The following is a 13,837-nucleotide window of genomic DNA, read 5'->3' as shown; positions in this document are numbered from 1 at the left end:
CGTCGGAGGCGCTGCGATCGTGGCCGGTGCCGACGCGAGGTGTGGCGTCGCACGGCCGACCGCAGACGTGAGAGCAATACCTTCTCGCATTCGCCTGCCGCCCGTCCACCCGGGACCGGCCTTTTTGACACAACAATCGACCCGAGCCGAACGAAAAGACGAGTGAAGATCACTCTGTGCGTGCGGGAGATGGCGCACCGGAGGCGCTGAGATCCGGCATCGGCGGATTGAAGTACGGATCGGTGGCCAGCTCGCGGAACACCGCCGCGCTCTCCGGGTCGTTGCCGAACGTGCTGTCGTACAGCGGCTTCTCGGTCTGCTTGGCCGCGAAATAGATCACGGCCTTGATCTGCGGGTGCTTCTTCAGGTACGGACCGACCTCGCGCATCCACCCGGCCCGCTGGCCCGGCCGGCCGTCCTGGGTCAGCCCGAACTCGCCGATCACCACCGGCCGCGGATGCTTCTTGGCGAACGCCATGAAGTGGTCCATCCGGTTGCTGAAGCTGTTCCACTCCGGGCTCGGGTAGACGTCGGTGCAGAGCCAGTCGACCTGGTCGTCACCGGGGTAGTAGTCGGCGGCCCGGCGTTCCGGCTCGGCGAACCCGTCCGCGTGCGGGCACCACGTCCAGGCCGCGTTCGTGGCGCCGACCTCGGTGAAGATGGCGCGCACGTGCTTCCAGGCGGCGACGTAGTCCTCCGGGGAGTGCATGCTGGCGGCCAGGTTCGGCCGGTCCATCTCCCACCGGTAGCGCAGCAGCACCGGCACCCCGAACGCCTTGACGTCCTGCGCCCGCTGCCGGATCAGGTTGTCGTAGACGCCGCTGACCGTCGACCGGGTGTCGGTGCCCTGCCAGGAGATCATCTGGAGCTTGCCCTGGGCCTGGAACGCCCGCTCGGTGCCACCCGGGAACGGCTCGTTCCACTCGTGGAACATGTGCGCGATGGCGAGCTGACCGCCCGCCGCCCGGTTGAAGTCGTCCCACGCCGCCGCCCGGCCGGTGGCGTTGTGGAACTGCGGCTTCACCCAGGCGCCCACCCAGGCGCCCTTGTCCGGCAGCTCCGGCCCGCGCCCGGTGGTCTGGACCGCGCCCTTGCGGGGCGTCACCGTGGGTGGCGGCGGCACCGCCGACGCGGTCTCCCCGGCCCGGTCGCCCGACCCGGAGTCGCACGCCGCGACCGCCGGAGCCAGGAGAGCCAACGCGAACACGGTCGCCATCGTCCGTCGTAACCGTCGTACCACCGCAACCTCTCCCCAGGATGGTCGCCGGTCCACTGTCATGTCTGCCGGGCGGGCCCGCGTCAGCGGGACGGCACGCCGGGCCGGGCGGGCGACCCCTGGCACTCTACCCGTGCCAGCGCCCTCACGGGTGGTAGCCGAGTTCCGTCAACAGCGGTCCGGCCTGGGCCAGCACGTCGGTCAGATCCTCTTCGGTCAGTCGCTTCCGCCAGCGCCCCACCGAGCCGGGCCGGGCCTGCCCGAACCGGGCGTGCAGCGCCTGCCGGCCGGCCGGGTCGCCGACCTCCAGGAAATCGGCGACCACCTCGGCCGCCTCGGCCGGCCGGGTGACCACGTCCTCGTAACGCAGGTGCCGGACCCGGTCCGCCGGCAGCGCGGCGAGCTGGGCCAACGCGCTGCTGGTGAAGCGCCGCCACATCCAGGCAGACCGCCCCAGGTCGGAGACGCGGGTGAACTCCTCGCGCCGCTCCGGCTCCACCCAGAACCGCGGCGCGGCGCCCCACGGCGTACCGCCGCGACCGCTGCGCCCGCTGCCCGTCGAGGCGGCGTTCAACCAGGGCTGCTCCGCGTGCGACACGGCCACGTCCCGGCCGTCCCGGTAGACGTGCAGGAAGACCGCGTCCGGGAAGACCTCGGCCAGGAACGGCACGATGAAACAGTTCTCCGGGTCCTTCTCGGCGAACCGCAGCCCACCGTGGCCGGCGGCGGCGAGCAGCGCGCCGTAGTAGCCACGGAAGTAGCGCGCGGCGCGTTGCCGGGTCCAGCTTCCCTCGTAGACGCAGCGGGCGACCGCCTTGGTCAGCCGCGGTTCGTAGTGGTAAGACACGTCCGGCAGCGCCCCCACACAGCTACCCAGGAACGTGGTGCCGGAGCGCGGGGCGCCGAGGATGAAGATCGGTCGCTCCACCTTCAGCGTGAGCTTCCGCTTGCCGGCCTCCACCGGCCGCTCCAGGTCCCGGCGTTCCTTGCGGTCCGCCAGCAGGCCGACCGCGGCGAGCTTCGCGGCCTTCACCGTGGACAGCCCGGCGTGCGGGGCGAGGGGGGAGTCGCTGGTCATCGAAGATCCCATCGGTGAGCAGGAACGGTCAGGACCGGGTCGCCGGGTCCGCCCCGGCGCGGTTGCGGCCCCGGCGCAGCGACCGGAGCGCGTCGAGGTGCAGCGTGCGCCGCCAGCGCCACGCCCCCGCCAGGTACGCCGCCACCCCGGCGACCGCCACCAGCGCGAGCACCGGCGGCGTCGCGCCGAGCAGGGTGGCCACGCCGAGCGGCAGGCCCAGCGCGGCGACGGCCAACGCCATCGCGGCCCGGGTGCCGGCGCCGAACGGGTGCAGCCGCATCGACCACCAGAGCTGGGTCAGCGGCACCAGGTTGGTGACCAGGATGGAGAGGGTCCAGGCCAGGGCCGCGCCGAGGATGCCGTAGCGCGGGATGAGCAGCAGGTTGGCGACCACGTTGAGCACCGTGCCGCCCATCGCGTTGTAGAACGTCCACGCGGTCCGGCCGGCCATGTTGAGCACCATGTCGACCATGCCGCACCCGGTCGCCACCAGCATGGTCAGCGCGAGCAGCACGACCACCCGGCGACCGTCGTCGTAGCCGGCGCCGAACAGCGACAGCATGGGCGCGGCGAACGCCGCGAAGACGAGGTACGCCGGCCAGGAGAGCAGCACCAGCCAGCCGGTGGCGGCCTGGTAGAGCTGCCGGGCGTCGGCCCGGTCGTCCCGGGCGAACGCGGCGGCCAGCCGGTGCTGCACCGAGCTGGAGAGCGCGACGCTGGAGAGCTGACCCAACGCCAGGAACCGGGTCGCCGCCGTGTAGATCGCCGCGTCCGCCGGCCCGCGCAGCGCGCTGAGCAGCACGATGTCCATCCGCTGCACCACGATCGCGGCCACGCTGCTGATCGCGCGGGGGCCGGTGAACCGCCAGAACGGCCCGACCATCTCGCCGACCGGGACCGGCCGGGTCACCTGCCGGCCGGCCCGGCCGACCAGCCGGCCCAGCCAGACCAGCGCGACCACGGCGGCGAGCAGGTAGGGCACCACCCAGGCCAGCGGCAACGCGACGGTGGCGGAGAGCCCGAGCCAGGCGGCCACCGCCACGGCCAGGAACTGCACAAGCGTGCGGCCGAGCCGCTCCACGGTCAGCAGCGGGCGCATCTGACCGAAGCCGCGGCAGGCGGCCAGCGCGTAGTCGTTGAGCGCGGCCAGCGGCACGAACGCCAGCAGGATGCGCAGCGCGGTCACCGCGCCCGGACCGGCCTCCGGCATGGTCGCCCGGGCCAGCGCCGGGGCGGCCAGCCAGCCGGCCACGCCCAGCAGTGCGCCGACCACCAGCACCGGCAGCAGACCGGCCAGGATCGTGCCGCGGATCTGGTCCCGCCGGTCCAGCGTGCGCTGCCGGCTGACGAAGTAGACGGTGCCCACGTCGGTGCCGAGCCGGGCCGTCGACGCGGCGATCATGAAGGCGCTGGTGGCGGCGAAGAACATGCCGGCCTCGCGGACCGACCAGCCCCGGGCGATGACGATGTTGAGACCGAAGCCGGCCACTGCGGCCAGCCCCACCCCGAGCAGGTTGGCGAAGCCCTGCCGGGCCGCGCCGCCCAGGCCCGCGCCCGCGCCCGGACCCGGCCCGACCGCCGGCAGGACGACCGTGGCGTCGGCGTCCTGCCGGGTCACCGCCGCCACGACGGCACGCGTCCCCACCACGTGGCCAGCCGCTCGTCGTACGGGGCGAAGTGGTCCTCCAGCCGGGCCCGCAGCTCTGCCGACATCGGTGCACGGGACCGCGAGTTGTGCTTGCCGAACGCGATGTCCGCCCAGCGGGGCAGCTCCAGGAAGTCGCAGACCGCGTCGAAGGACGGTCGCGGGTCGGCGAAGAAGTCATCGCTGTCGATCACGTGCAGCCGGTCCCGGCCGACCAGCGCCTCCAGCCGCTCCACCTGCTCGATGTAGCGGCCCCGGGCCAGGTAGGAGTTGTGCTGGAAGTGCTCGCTGGCGTACGTCGGGTCGGCGGTCATCCGCTCCCGCTCACCGGCGGTCCGCTGCTCCTCCAGCGCCAGCGCGCGTTCGAAGTCCGCCTCGGTCTCGTAGCCGCGGGCCAGCTCGTGGGAGTGCGCCGAGTAGGCCCGCTCCACCGGGTCGCGCAGCAGCACCAGCAGCTTGACCGACGGCAGGTCCTTGGCGATCCGCTGCCCGGCCAGCGGGTGGAACATGTAGTACGGGCTCGACTCGCCGGTGATCCCGCGCACGCCGAGCTGCGCCTTCACCGCGTCCGCCTTGCCGTTGGTGGGGAAGTGGCCGAGATACCAGCTCATCCCCCGGTGGTAGTCGACGTCGAAGTAGTGCACGCCCTTGTGGTACGCGGGCGGCAGCACGCCGGGGTGCTGCGACAGCGTCTTGAACAGCGAGGTGGTGCCGCAGCGCTGCGCCCCCACGATCAGGAATCCCGGCACCATCCGGGAGCCCGCGGTCAACCGACCGACCGTCCGACTCACCGACTTCACCGCGCGGAGCGCCTGCTCCCTGGCCACCGTCACGTCCCCACTCCTCACTCTCACCGGGCCCGGCGGGCCAGGTGCTCCTCGACGGCGGGCAGCAGCCAGGTGTCGACGTGCCCCAGCCGCGCACCCGCCTCGGCCTGCCGGTCCCGCAGATAACGTGCCGCCAGCTCCACCAGGTAGAGCACGGCGACGAGGTCGGCGCCCCCACCGACCTGCTCGAACGGCGCGAGCGTCCGGTCCGCGCCGGCGATCAGCGCGCGGGCGGCCTCGATCGGCTCCACCCCGGCGTGGCTCATCGCGCCCTGCACCGCCAGGTGCAGCGCGTCGTAGCCGGCCGGCACGTCCGCCTCGAACCGCTCCCAGTCCCAGACCAGCACCCGGCCGTCGGCCAGCACCGCGCTGTTGCCGCCGTTCCAGTCCCCGTGCCAGGCGCCGAACGCCACCACCGGGTCGGCGTCCGCGACCGCCGTCAGCGCCGCGCGCAGCCGCCCGGCCTCCGGCCGGTCACCGAGCGCGTCCACCGCCGCACCGAGCCGGGCCGCGTGCCCGCTGCCCGCCCACGACTCCCGGCGTACGCCGAGACAGCCGGCCACCGCCACCATGGCGGCCCGCTCGGCCGCCGCCGCGTCGGCCGGGGCGGCCCGGGGCAGCCGCACCGGCAGCGCCTCCTGGACCAGCAGCGCGTGCCCGTGCCAGTCGCCGTGATGGCGGACCCCGGCCAGGACCACCGGGCCGAGCGGCAGGCCGGCGAGGCGGCGCAGTGCGGCGGCCTCCGCGTCGACCAGGGCCCGGGTCAGCGGGTCGACGCCGAGTTTGGCGTAGCCGAGGGCCCGGCCGTCCGGGGCGAGCAGTTGCAGCACCGGTTTGCGGTTGGCCCGCGCCGGACCGATGTGCAGGCTGACCAACGCCGGCTCGCCCAGCACCTCGGTCAGGTAGGCGTCCAGCCCGCCACCGGCGACCACCAGCCGGTCGCGGAACACCACCGGCCCCAGCCCGAGCCGGAACGCGGTGGCCAGCCCCTGCCGGACCAGCTTGGCCTTGCGGCCGACCGCCTCGGTGGAGTGCCGGACGGCGCCGGCGGCGGCCCGGCCCGAGCCGGTGGGCACCAGCAGCCGGGGGCGGGCGGCCGAGGGCACCACCACCCAGCCGGCGCCGCCCCGGCGCAGCGCGGGTTCGGCAGGTGCGGGCCAGATCAGGTCGGCCAGCTCACCGAGGTAGGCGGAACGGCCGTCGCCGTCCGGGGGTACGCGGAGCACCATCAACGTTCACCGGCTGCTTCCAGTCGGGCCCGTAGCCCGGCGATCGTGCCCTTGGGTGGTGCCGGCGCGAGCGCGCGGCGGAGCTGGTCGTTGCGGGCCAGCAGGGCGACGGAGATCAGGGCGTAGGCGAGGGTGGCTTCCAGTGCGCCGTAGGTGAACTGGAAGAAGAGCATCAGGATGATCACGAGCGTGCCGGCGATCCCGATCGCGCTGTGGTCGCGCCGGTACCGCCAGAGGCAGTAGAGGAAGAAGCCGTTGTAGGCCAGCGCGCCGACCCAGCCCTGGCCGACGAGCAGCGCCCAGAGCTGGCCGTTGCTGCCCAGCTCCCGGTTGCCGCACTGCTTGCAGTCGTCGGACTTGCCGATCGCGATGGACCGGTTGCTGCCGACCAGCGCGCGGTTGCCGCCGTAGCCGAGGATCGGCGAGTGGTTGGCGGCGGCGACCGCGCCCTCGGACAGCGTGGTGCGGATGTCGTCGCTGTGCCCGTTCTGCAACCGTTCGTCGAACGTCCGGCCGAGCGGGGTGGCGACGATCAGCACGCCGATCAGCCCGACCGCCAGCGCGAGCCCACCGAGCACCACCATCCGGCCGCGCAGTGCGAGCCGGAGCGCCACATAGACCGCGGCGATGCCGAGACCGATCCAGAGCCCGCGGTTGAGCGAGTAGATGATCGGGAAGATCGCGGCGAGCGCGATCGCCACGCCGGCGGTCCGGCGCAGCGGCCTGCCCAGCACCACCCAGCCGACGATCAGCCAGACCAGCAGGATCGCGGTGTTCTCACCCCACGAGTTCGTGTACGTGAACGGCGCGGACGGTCGCGGTGAGCTGGCCTCCCCCTCGATCACCTGCTGCACCTGGGCGAACTTCACGTCCATCAGCGAGGCGACGAAGGGGTGGGTGGCGATCGAGTGCGGCAGGACGAAGCGCAGCGGCGCGACGAACCCCATGGTGGGGAAGAGCGAGCCGAGCCAGCCGCCGACGACCACCACCACGCCCATGAACCCGAAGAGCCGGATCATCCGGCGCCGGGACAGCTCCTTCTCGCTGAGGTTGTAGACGTAGAGCATGGCCACGGTCATCGCGACGAAGTTGGCCAGCCGGATGGCCCAGCCGAGATAGCGGCCGCTGCCACCGCCGGGCGGCAACGTGTTCGGGGCGGTCAGCCCGAGCGTCGAGACGGACAGGAACAGCCAGAGCAGCAGGATCAGCCAGATGCCGAAGCCGGGCGGCACCCGGACCGGACCGCGCCGGGCCATCTGCACCACCATCGGCACCGCGAAGATGATGAAGACGAAGCTGGACACCCCGAGCGCCCACCACACCGGCCAGAGCAGGAAGAGCGAGATCAGCGGCCACGCGGTCGGCAGCCGCCAGGACCAGCCCTTCGGTCGGGCCCGCACCGGGGCGAGGCGGTTGCCCCCGGGCGGCGGCACCACCGCGCCCACCGGGACCGACCCGCGCGCCGGGCGGGGTGGGGTGACGGTGCTCATTTCACGGTGACCTTGGCGGTGGTCGGCGCGTAGATCACCCAGGCGTTGCCGGGTTGCGGGTGCAGCAGGTCACCCCCGACATCGGCGAGCGTGCATACCATCCCCAGGCCGGGCTTGCGCCAGCGGCCCTTCGCGCTGGTCGGACCGGACACCGCGAGCACCGCGCCCTCGCCGAAGACGTTCGCCGACGGCAGCGCGCGGAACGACGGCTTACGCACCTCCAACGTGCGGTATTCCATGGTCAGCACGATCACCGAGGCGGCGGTCACCGTCGCGGAGCCGACCTTGCCCACCCAGCGGGCCTTGGGCTGGTCGTACCGCCAGACCATCGGCGGGCCGCCGGAGACGGTGATCGACAGTTCGGTGGCGGGCACGAGGTCCCGGGCGGCCAGCGCGTCGCCGTCGGTGGCGTGGTCCAGCGCCGGCGTGGGCGGCTGACCCCCCTTCGGGGCGGCCTTGAGCAGCGCGGCCGTCGAGGTGTAGTCGCCGCTGAAGACCTTGCCGTCGTCGTCCGGGGTGACGCCGTCGAGGTCGGAGCTCTCGAACTGGCTGAGGAAACCGGTCGGACCGCCGTCATACCCCACGAACGGGCGCAGCACCGAGACCGAGCGGATGTCGACCGGCCGGATCTCGGTCACCGGCCCGATCTTGCTGGCGTCCCGGGAGTGGAACACGGCGGTCAGGTGCAGCGTGTCCGACTCGGCGAACTCGGCGTAGACCAGATCGGCGGCGTCCAGCCCGGCCGGGGTGGTGGCGGGGCTCACCCGCATCGGCACCGCGACCGCCTGGCGGGTGGCTGCCGCCGGGGTGCCGACCGGCGCCCCGGTCAGCGGGCCGGTGGGCAGGCTCGACGTCGGACTGGCGGACGGTGGCGTCGCGGCGACGCTGCCCGGGTCGGCCACGTCGACGCTGCCCGGCTTGGGCTGGGGCTCGCTGCACCCCGTGCCGACGCCGAGGACGACGGCCGGAGCGAGGGCGGCGCGGAGCATCTGCCGGCGGTTCACCCCAGGTCCTCGCCGGAGTCGATGGCGTAGCTGCGGCCGTCACCGCCGTCGCCCCGGGAACGGTAGGTGCCACCGGTGCCGTTGACCGGCATCGGCTTGCCGGGACCGGCCTGCGGCTTGCCCGGGCCGACCGGCGGCTTCACCGGCGCGGCGCCCTTGCCCGGGGCGGCCGGCTTCGGCGACCCGACGGCCGGGCCGGAACGGGACGACTGCATGCGCGGCAGCACCATTGTCGACTCGGCGGACGGGCCGGGGCTCGGTCGCGGCTTGGGCCGGTTGGCAGGCGTCGCCGAGGTGGTCGGGGTGGTCGAGCCGGCCGCTGCGACGGGTCGGATCGCGCCGCCGGTCGGCGCGGGCAGGCGCGGTGCCAGCACCGCACCGATGACCGGCGCGTTGACCTGCTCGAACTGCTGGAGGGCGGCGGTGATCTCACCGCTGCGGGTCTTGCCGGACTCGGCCACCACGATCACCGCGTCGACGTAGCGGCCCAGCGCCTGGGCCTCCACGGCCTGGGTCGGCTGCCCGGTCTCGATCAGCACGTGGTCGAAGCGTGCGGTCAGCTCGTGCAGGATCTCCAGCAGACCGGCGACCGGCAGCTCCACCTCCGCGTCCAGCTCGCCGGGGACGAGCACCCGGAGCTGGCCGAGGCCCGGCACCGGCGCGAGCGCCTTGAGCACCGGCACGTCGCGGCGGAGCACCGAGGCGAGGCTGTGCCGTCCCTCGGCGACGCCGGTGATGCCGCTCAGCGCCGAGTCCGCCTTGGTGGTGACCAGCGCGACCTGCGCGCCGGTGCGGGCGTACGCGGCGGCCAGGTTGGCGGCGACGAACCCGGCGGCGGTGCCGGCCGAGCCGTCGCAGAGCAGGAGCTGACGACCGCGGCCGGCCTGGGCCGACTCGGGGACGGCGGAGAGCAGCACATTGCGCAGCCGGCCCAGCTCGCGGGAGATCCGGTGGGTGGCGGGCAGGACGGAGAGCGACGGCGGGCGGGTGTTCAGCTCCAGCAGCAGCGGTAGGCCGACCCGGTCGGAGATGTCGCGCCCGCGCCGGATCCGGGTGTCGAGCCGGTCCAGCACCAGCGCCAGCACGATGCCGAGCAGCAGCCCCGCGCCCATGCCGCTGGCCAGGTTCAGCGTGCGGTTCGGCGAGCTGGGCCGCTCGGGCAGCCGGGCGTCGGAGATGATCTCACCGGGGTCGGAGTCGGCCGAGACCAGCGGGCTGAGCCGGTTGTTCAACCCGTTGAGCTGGTTGGTCAGCACGCTGCGGTCGGCCTCGGCGCGCTCCCGCTCGGGGGAGTTGGCCGGGGCCGCCGCGATCCGCCCGGCGACGGCGCTGAGCTGCTTGTTCAGGTCGGCGATCTGCTGCTTGAGCGCGTTGGTCTCGTTCTCCAGCGCCTTCTGCGCGGTGGCCTTGCGCAGGTCGAGGTAGGCCTGCGCGAAGGCGTGCGAGCCCGACTGCGCCTGCGCGGGGGTGCCCGCCTCGTAGGCCACCTGGAGGATCTGGCTGTTCGGCGGGACGCTGACGGTCACGGACTTGACCAGCTCGTCACCGCCGGTGGTGACCTTCATCAGGCCCTTTGCCCGCTCCGCCACCACGAGCGACCGGACCACCTGCGCCTCGGTGTCGAGGTTGACCTTGGCGTTCGGGTTGCTCTCCGCGCCGGAGCCGAGCGGGCGTACCAGCAGCGAGGTGGTCGAGGTGTAGCGCGCGTCCTGGAGTTGGTTGATCGCCAGGCCGCCGGCCAGGCCGAGGACCGCGGCGAGCAGCAGGATCCACCAGCGGCGGCGCAACCAGCCCAGGTACGCCATCAGGGCAAGACCGTCGGAGTCGTTCTCGGCCAAATGGGGTGAGGGCATCAGAGTCTGTCGCTCCCTTTCGACCGAGCCGGGCAGTCCACGGCACAGCTGGAACTGACCGTGACTTCGAGTGTCCCCGATCCGAACGTTGAGGGAAAGTCTGCTCACGTTCCGGTAAGCCTGCCCAGGTGTGGGCAGCCCGCGGAGAGATGGCCGATCTGTGCTGGCCATTCAGCGGGTTTCCCGGCATCGGGCCCGACCTGCCCCCGGGAGTCGGCGTCGCCGCCGGCTCGCGTACGGAGCGGTGACGGAATCCTGACACATCCCCCCGGGGGCCCGTGGTCCCGGCCCACCGACCCGGGCTCAACGCGGCTGACCTGGCGGGTCGCACCGCCGGCCGGATCCCGGCGACGGGAATACCGAGGTGACCCGACCGGCCGGCCGGGATCCGTCCAACGGCCCCTTCAGTTGCCCAGGCCGCGCCAGTAGGTTGTCAGGGCGCGTCCGAGGGTCATTCACGTAAATCCGGGCGCGGTCGCACGGTTACGGGAGGAAACGTTGTGGTGAGCGGGTCAACCGAGGGCTCGGGGCAGGTCCTGCTGGTCGGCTCCAGTGGCGGGCATCTGGCCCAGCTCCTGGCTCTCGAACCGTGGTACCGGGAACGCGACCGGGCATGGGTCACCTTCGACACACCGGACGCCCGCTCGCTGCTCGACGGCGAGGACGTGGTCTGGGCGCACCACCCCACCACCCGTAACGTCAAGAACCTGGTCCGCAACGCGTTCCTCGCGCTGAAGGTGATCCGCCGACGCCGGGTGGACGCGGTGGTCACCACCGGCGCCGGCGTCGCCCTGCCGTTCGTGGTGGCGGCCCGGCTGCGCCGGATCCCCACGGTCTACATCGAGGTCTACGACCGCATCGACAGCGCGACGCTGACCGCCCGGCTCTGCCGGCCGTTCCTCTCCGCGATGCTCGTGCAGTGGGAGGAGCAGCGCCGGATGTACCCGGAGGCGACCGTCGTGGGGAACCTCCTCTGATGGGGCTCATTCCGCAGCAGCGGGACCGACGGTCCGGGCCCTACGTGCTGGTCGTGGTCGGCACCGACGTGCACCGCTTCGACCGCCTCGTCGGCTGGCTGGAGCGCTGGCACGCCGCCCGCCCCGGCATCCGGCTGGTCCTCCAGTACGGCCACAGCCGCCCGCCGGCCCTGCCCGAGGCCACCCCGTTCCTCGGCCACGAGGAGCTGCAGCGCGCGATGGCCGAGGCCACGCTCGTGGTCAGCCACGGCGGGCCGGCCACCATCACCGAGGCCCGCCGCACCGGCCACCTGCCGATCGTGGTGCCCCGCGACCCGGCCCACGACGAGCACGTCGACAACCACCAGCAGCTGTTCTCCCGGCGGCTCGGCGCGGCCGGCATGGTCCGGCTCTGCGAGACCGAGGCCGAGCTGCTCGCCGCGCTGGACGAAGGGCTGACCGACCCGGGCCGGTTCGTGCTGGCCGCCGACCCCGGCCGGCCGGACCCGCGCGCCGAGGCGGTCGCCCGGGTCGGCGCCGTGATCGACGACCTGGTGGCCAGACGGGTCCGCCAGCGGGCCGGCGGGCGGCGCGGATGAGCGCCCCGGAGCCGGGGCAGCCGCGGGTGCTCTTCGTCGGTGGTCTCGGCCGCAGCGGCTCCACGCTGCTGGAGCTGTTGCTGGCGCAGAGTCCCGACGTGTGCGCGGTCGGTGAGGTGGTGCACCTCTGGGAGCGGGCGCTCGGCGCGGACGAGCGGTGCGGCTGCGGGGAGCGGTTCACCGCCTGCCCGTTCTGGCAGCAGGTCGGCGAGCAGGCGTTCGGCGGCTGGTCCGCGATCGACCGGGACGACGTGCTGGCGCTCAAGGATCGCGTGGACCGGACCCGGCACATCCCCCGGTTGGCGAAGACCTCGCTCCCGCCGGAGCAACTCGCCGACGTCCGCCGCTACGCCGACCTCTACACCCGGATCTACCGCGCCGCGCTCGCGGTGACCGGGGCGCGGGTGGTGGTCGACTCCAGCAAACACGCCTCGCTCGCCTTTGCGCTGAGCTGGGCCGACGGGCTCGACCTGCGGGTGCTGCACCTGGTCCGGGACAGCCGGGCGGTCGCGTACTCCTGGGGCAAGCAGGTGCGCCGGCCCGAGGTGGTGGACGGCGAGGACTTCATGCCGACCTTCTCGCCGTTCGAGGTGAGCAAGCTCTGGACCGCGCAGAACGCCGCGTTCCACCTGCTCGCGCAGCGGGCGAAGGTGCTCCGGCTGCGCTACGAGGACTTCACTGCCGACCCGGCCGGCACCGTACGCCGGGTGCGGGACTTCAGCGGCCTGCCGGACGACCCGGCGGCGCTGCGCATCCTGGCCGGCGACGCGCCGGACCCGGCAGCCGCGCCAGCCGCGCCGTTCCGCGCACACAGCGTCGCGGGCAACCCGCTGCGGTTCAGCGGCGGCCCACTGACGGTACGCCGGGACGAGGCGTGGCGGGACCGCCTGCCACGCCGCAGCCGGGCCGTGGTCAGCCTGGCCACGCTGCCGCTCCGAGTCCGCTACGGCTACCTGGGCCAGCGGGGATCCGACGAATCCGTGGAGAGAACATGAGTGGGCCGAGCATCTCGGTCGTCGTACCGACGCGGGACCGTCCGGAGCTGCTGCGGGCGGCGCTCGACGCCATCCTCAGCCAGGCGCACCCCGGCCTGATCGAGGCGATCGTGGTCTACGACCAGTCCGAGCCGGACCGGTCGCTGGAGTCCGACCGCGGTGACCGGCGGGTCCGGGTCATCACGAACACCCGCACCGCGGGGCTGGCCGGGGCGCGCAACACCGGCATCGAGGCGGCCACCGGCGACTGGGTGGCGTTCTGCGACGACGACGACGAGTGGCTGCCCGGCAAGCTGGCCGCCCAGTTCGGGGCGCTCGACGCGCACCCGGACGGCGCGCTGGTGAGCTGCGGCATCCGGGTCAGCTACGACGACCGGACGGTGGACCGCTCGCTGGACCGGGCGCGGATCTCGCTGGAGGCGTTGCTCCGGGACCGGCTCACCGAGCTGCACCCGTCCACGTTCCTGATCCGCCGGGCCGCGCTGCTCGACGCGATCGGGCTGGTCGACGAGCAGATCCCGGGCAGCTACGCGGAGGACTACGAGTTCCTGCTCCGGGCCGCCCGGTACGCGCCGCTGGTCAACGTGGAGAGCCCGTACGTGCTGGTGCGCTGGCACAAGCGGTCCTACTTCGCGCAGCGTTGGGAGACCATCTCGACCGCGTTGCAGTGGCTGCTGCGCCGCTATCCCGAGTTCGCCACCGTGCCGCACGGCGAGGCCCGGGTGGCCGGGCAGATCGCGTTCGCGCAGGCGGCGATGGGCAACCGGCGGGACGCGGTCCGGTGGGCCCGGCGCACGCTGGCCCGTAACCCGAAGGAGCCGCGCGCCTACCTGGCGCTGGCGGTGGCGAGCCGGGCGGTGCAGGCCGACCGGGTGCTGCGCACGCTGCACAAGCGCGGCCGGGGCATCTGAGCCGAACGCGACGAAACGGGCGGGCGACCTCGGT

At 73.5% G+C, this 13,837-nt stretch carries 12 protein-coding genes; 4 read left to right on the top strand and 8 right to left on the bottom strand.

Features of this window, described 5'->3' with window-relative positions; genetic code table 11:
- Positions 1-169: 169 nt before the first annotated feature.
- The 8 genes from AB0B02_RS09155 to AB0B02_RS09120 all read right to left on the bottom strand — a co-directional run bounded on the left by AB0B02_RS09155 (position 170) and on the right by AB0B02_RS09120 (position 10,342).
- Positions 170-1,216 carry a glycosyl hydrolase gene (locus AB0B02_RS09155; protein WP_281934111.1) on the bottom strand — a complete coding sequence of 349 codons (1,047 nt, stop codon included), beginning with the start codon at positions 1,214-1,216 and terminating at the stop codon, positions 170-172.
- Between the two features lie 145 nt (positions 1,217-1,361).
- Positions 1,362-2,294, bottom strand: coding sequence for a sulfotransferase (locus AB0B02_RS09150; RefSeq protein ID WP_281934112.1), 933 nt, complete (start codon positions 2,292-2,294; stop codon positions 1,362-1,364).
- A gap of 28 nt (positions 2,295-2,322) precedes the next feature.
- Positions 2,323-3,942 carry a polysaccharide biosynthesis C-terminal domain-containing protein gene (locus AB0B02_RS09145; protein ID WP_357298521.1) on the bottom strand — a complete coding sequence of 540 codons (1,620 nt, stop codon included), beginning with the start codon at positions 3,940-3,942 and terminating at the stop codon, positions 2,323-2,325.
- Positions 3,909-4,772: a sulfotransferase domain-containing protein gene (locus tag AB0B02_RS09140; protein ID WP_281934116.1), complete on the bottom strand. Its 864-nt coding sequence runs from the start codon at positions 4,770-4,772 to the stop codon at positions 3,909-3,911. Before AB0B02_RS09140 ends, AB0B02_RS09145 begins: the two co-directional genes overlap by 34 nt.
- Positions 4,773-4,789: 17 nt before the next feature.
- Positions 4,790-5,995, bottom strand: a complete 1,206-nt coding sequence (locus AB0B02_RS09135) for a hypothetical protein (protein WP_281934118.1) — start codon at positions 5,993-5,995, stop codon at positions 4,790-4,792.
- Complete coding sequence (locus tag AB0B02_RS09130; RefSeq protein ID WP_281934120.1) at positions 5,995-7,485, bottom strand: O-antigen ligase family protein; 1,491 nt, start codon at positions 7,483-7,485, stop codon at positions 5,995-5,997. The genes AB0B02_RS09135 and AB0B02_RS09130 overlap by 1 nt, the downstream gene beginning before the upstream one ends.
- On the bottom strand, positions 7,482-8,489 hold the full coding sequence (locus AB0B02_RS09125) for a DUF3048 domain-containing protein (RefSeq protein WP_281934122.1): 1,008 nt from the start codon (positions 8,487-8,489) through the stop codon (positions 7,482-7,484). Before AB0B02_RS09125 ends, AB0B02_RS09130 begins: the two co-directional genes overlap by 4 nt.
- Complete coding sequence (locus AB0B02_RS09120; protein WP_281934124.1) at positions 8,486-10,342, bottom strand: Wzz/FepE/Etk N-terminal domain-containing protein; 1,857 nt, start codon at positions 10,340-10,342, stop codon at positions 8,486-8,488. Before AB0B02_RS09120 ends, AB0B02_RS09125 begins: the two co-directional genes overlap by 4 nt.
- A 500-nt stretch (positions 10,343-10,842) precedes the next feature.
- On the opposite strand from AB0B02_RS09120, the gene AB0B02_RS09115 reads away from it, so the two are divergent.
- From AB0B02_RS09115 to AB0B02_RS09100, 4 genes are read left to right on the top strand one after another with little or no spacing between them, the layout of a single operon-like run.
- On the top strand, positions 10,843-11,319 hold the full coding sequence (locus AB0B02_RS09115; protein ID WP_281934126.1) for a UDP-N-acetylglucosamine--LPS N-acetylglucosamine transferase: 477 nt from the start codon (positions 10,843-10,845) through the stop codon (positions 11,317-11,319).
- Positions 11,319-11,897 carry a glycosyltransferase gene (locus tag AB0B02_RS09110; RefSeq protein WP_281934129.1) on the top strand — a complete coding sequence of 193 codons (579 nt, stop codon included), beginning with the start codon at positions 11,319-11,321 and terminating at the stop codon, positions 11,895-11,897. Before AB0B02_RS09115 ends, AB0B02_RS09110 begins: the two co-directional genes overlap by 1 nt.
- On the top strand, positions 11,894-12,892 hold the full coding sequence (locus AB0B02_RS09105; RefSeq protein ID WP_281934131.1) for a sulfotransferase: 999 nt from the start codon (positions 11,894-11,896) through the stop codon (positions 12,890-12,892). The genes AB0B02_RS09110 and AB0B02_RS09105 overlap by 4 nt, the downstream gene beginning before the upstream one ends.
- A complete protein-coding gene (locus AB0B02_RS09100) occupies positions 12,889-13,803 on the top strand; it encodes a glycosyltransferase family 2 protein (protein ID WP_107156496.1) in 915 nt (304 codons plus the stop codon). Before AB0B02_RS09105 ends, AB0B02_RS09100 begins: the two co-directional genes overlap by 4 nt.
- The last annotated feature ends 34 nt before the right edge of the window (positions 13,804-13,837 follow it).

It is taken from the genome of Micromonospora sp. NPDC049240, from assembly GCF_040647835.1.
Lineage (GTDB): Bacteria > Actinomycetota > Actinomycetes > Mycobacteriales > Micromonosporaceae > Micromonospora.
This window is presented reverse-complemented; position numbering and strand designations above follow the sequence as displayed.

Bases quoted from the DNA above. Each gene is read 5' to 3' on its own strand.
- AB0B02_RS09155 (WP_281934111.1), bottom strand. From the start codon at position 1,216: ATGGCGACCGTGTTCGCGTTGGCTCTCCTGGCTCCGGCGGTCGCGGCG.
- AB0B02_RS09150 (WP_281934112.1), bottom strand. From the start codon at position 2,294: ATGACCAGCGACTCCCCCCTCGCCCCGCACGCCGGGCTGTCCACGGTG.
- AB0B02_RS09135 (WP_281934118.1), bottom strand. From the start codon at position 5,995: ATGGTGCTCCGCGTACCCCCGGACGGCGACGGCCGTTCCGCCTACCTC.
- AB0B02_RS09130 (WP_281934120.1), bottom strand. From the start codon at position 7,485: ATGAGCACCGTCACCCCACCCCGCCCGGCGCGCGGGTCGGTCCCGGTG.
- AB0B02_RS09120 (WP_281934124.1), bottom strand. From the start codon at position 10,342: ATGCCCTCACCCCATTTGGCCGAGAACGACTCCGACGGTCTTGCCCTG.
- AB0B02_RS09110 (WP_281934129.1), top strand. From the start codon at position 11,319: ATGGGGCTCATTCCGCAGCAGCGGGACCGACGGTCCGGGCCCTACGTG.
- AB0B02_RS09105 (WP_281934131.1), top strand. From the start codon at position 11,894: ATGAGCGCCCCGGAGCCGGGGCAGCCGCGGGTGCTCTTCGTCGGTGGT.
- AB0B02_RS09100 (WP_107156496.1), top strand. From the start codon at position 12,889: ATGAGTGGGCCGAGCATCTCGGTCGTCGTACCGACGCGGGACCGTCCG.